Genomic DNA, 2295 nt, shown 5'->3' on the forward strand with positions numbered 1-2295 from the left:
ATAACGTTGGTCGTTTTCGTGATTTTTGCCGTGGTTGCGATTAAGAATATTAAACTTAATATGAATCATCTTTATGCTTCTGTATGTTTGGTTTTGGCGGTGTATTTTGTGTTTAAAAATAATTGATGATGAAGATTCAAAATATATTGCGCTTTCTTATTTTGTGCGTGACTTTCGCATTTTCAATTTTCATAAATTATGAAAACCGAACCTATGACTGGGATTTACCGGGCTATGTCGGAAGTGTTTTGGCGGCTGAATTTCCCGGGAATTTTGATAAAGTTCATCAACTCACGTTCCAGTCAATAAAACAGGAAGCTCCAGAAAGTGAATTCACCCATATCATCAAAGGAAATAATGCGAGGAAATCCTTTTATGAAAATGCGCAGTCATTCTCTGAACAGTTGCCGTATTATCAGGTTAAAGTTTTATTTGTTGCCGCAATTGATTTCTTCTACAAATTGGGATTTTCTTTGCCAAAATCGGTTTTGGTGACCAATTTAACGAGCTGTTTTCTTGCAGGAATTTTTGTTTTCTTAATTCTGGGACATATTTTTCCGCAGAGAGGTTGGTTGGTTTTTTCGCTTTCGCTCTTCATTTTTTTACTTCCACTCTTTTCGGATTTAGCCATCGCACCAAATCCTGATATGTTTGGTTTTATGGTTTTGCTGGCTTTTTTCTATGCTTATTTAAAGAAGTATCCGTTATTGTTGAGGTTTCTTTTGCTGGTCTGTCTAGTTCTAATCAGAGCAGATTATTTGATTTTCGGGTTAAGTTATCTCTTATTTGAATTATTAGTTAATTATTCAAAATCTAAGAAAGTTGATTTTAAAATTATTGGGTATTCATTGATATTGTTCGCGCTGTATTTTTCCCTCATCAAATTTTACCATTATCCAGGTTGGAAAGATTTGTTTTACGATTCTTTCATCAGCAGAAGGAATTTTATTTCTAAACAGAACCCCGACTTTACTTGGAGAGAATACACCAATGTTGCTTTCGGAAACTTGCTGAACATGAAAAAAGTAATTCTGTCCTCATCAATTTTAATGATTGCTTCGCTTTATCTCGGAAAAAAGAAAGAAGAAAAGCTGTTTGCCATTCTTCTTTTTGTGAATATTTATATGAAGTTCTTCTTATTTCCTGCGGCGGGACAGTTTCGTTTTTTCTTTCCGTTCATTATTTTGCAACTGTTTTGGATGTTTATTTTGATGCAAAAAAATCTTAATAACAAATTCCTGAAAACAGTTTTTGGTCAATAATTATGGTCTTAAAATCTTTTCCATCGCTTTTCCTTTTGCCAATTCATCCACCAATTTATCCAAAAATCTAATTTTCTGCATTAAAGGATTTTCAATTTCCTCCACACGGTAACCACAGATGACGCCCGTAATTTTGGAAACATTAGGATGGAGTTGCGGAGCATTCTTAAAGAAATCCTCAAAATTGGTTTTGTCTGCAATGATTTTATGTAAAGTCGCTTCATCATATCCCGTTAACCAAAAAATAACTTCGTGAAGTTCGGCAATGGTTCGTCCTTTTTTCTCCACTTTTGTCATGTAATGCGGATAAACTGAGGCGAACGACATTTTGAAAATGCAGTTATAATTTTTCTCATTCATAAACTAAATTTAACAAAAAAACACGCCTTAAAAAAAGCGTGTTTTAAAATTTAGGAGACCTAACAAGTTTTTAAAAGATTGTTAGGTCTTATTTTTTACGATTATCTTTCCAAAATCCTCATCACCGCCTCTTTTACAGCAGCAGCATCGATTTTATATTTCTTCATCAGTTCCGCCGGTGTTGCTGATTCACCGAAAGTATCGTTTACTGCAACAAATTCCTGGATTGTAGGTCTTTTTCTGGCTAACATACCTGCAACCGATTCGCCTAAACCACCTAAATAATTATGCTCTTCAGCGGTTACGATTTTGCCGGTTTTTTCAACAGATTTCAGAATAATTTCTTCGTCCAGAGGTTTAATGGTGTGAATGTTAATCACCTCACACGAAATTCCTTCTTTTTCCAGTTCATCTGCAGCAAGCAGAGATTCCCAAACCAAATGTCCGGTCGCCACGATGGTTACATCGGTTCCTTCCTGTAAAAGAATTCCTTTTCCGATTTCGAAAGGCATATCTTCCGGAATGAAGACCGGAACTACAGGTCGCCCGAATCTTAAATAAACCGGACCTTCGAAATCTGCGATGGCTAAAGTTGCAGCTTTGGTCTGGTTGTAATCACAAGTATTAATAACCGTCATTCCCGGAAGCATTTTCATCATTCCGATGTCTTCCA

4 protein-coding genes are annotated in these 2295 nt (G+C 35.6%); 2 read left to right on the top strand and 2 right to left on the bottom strand.

Annotation, left to right across the window (positions count from 1 at the left end; genetic code table 11):
• The first annotated feature begins 6 nt into the window (after positions 1-6).
• Both V5N63_RS11935 and V5N63_RS11625 read left to right on the top strand, forming a co-directional pair.
• Positions 7-126: a hypothetical protein gene (locus tag V5N63_RS11935; RefSeq protein ID WP_442905817.1), complete on the top strand. Its 120-nt coding sequence runs from the start codon at positions 7-9 to the stop codon at positions 124-126.
• Positions 126-1262: a hypothetical protein gene (locus V5N63_RS11625; RefSeq protein ID WP_332034072.1), complete on the top strand. Its 1137-nt coding sequence runs from the start codon at positions 126-128 to the stop codon at positions 1260-1262. The genes V5N63_RS11935 and V5N63_RS11625 overlap by 1 nt, the downstream gene beginning before the upstream one ends.
• On the opposite strand, the gene V5N63_RS11630 is transcribed toward V5N63_RS11625, so the two are convergent.
• Together V5N63_RS11630 and V5N63_RS11635 are read right to left on the bottom strand one after the other, a co-directional pair.
• Positions 1263-1622 carry a DUF2200 domain-containing protein gene (locus V5N63_RS11630; protein WP_332034073.1) on the bottom strand — a complete coding sequence of 120 codons (360 nt, stop codon included), beginning with the start codon at positions 1620-1622 and terminating at the stop codon, positions 1263-1265.
• A 101-nt stretch (positions 1623-1723) separates the two neighbouring features.
• On the bottom strand, positions 1724-2295 hold a 572-nt coding region (locus V5N63_RS11635), incomplete at its 5' end, for a transketolase family protein (protein ID WP_332034074.1).

The sequence above is a fragment of the Kaistella sp. genome (assembly GCF_032060305.1).
Classification (GTDB): domain Bacteria; phylum Bacteroidota; class Bacteroidia; order Flavobacteriales; family Weeksellaceae; genus Kaistella; species Kaistella yananensis.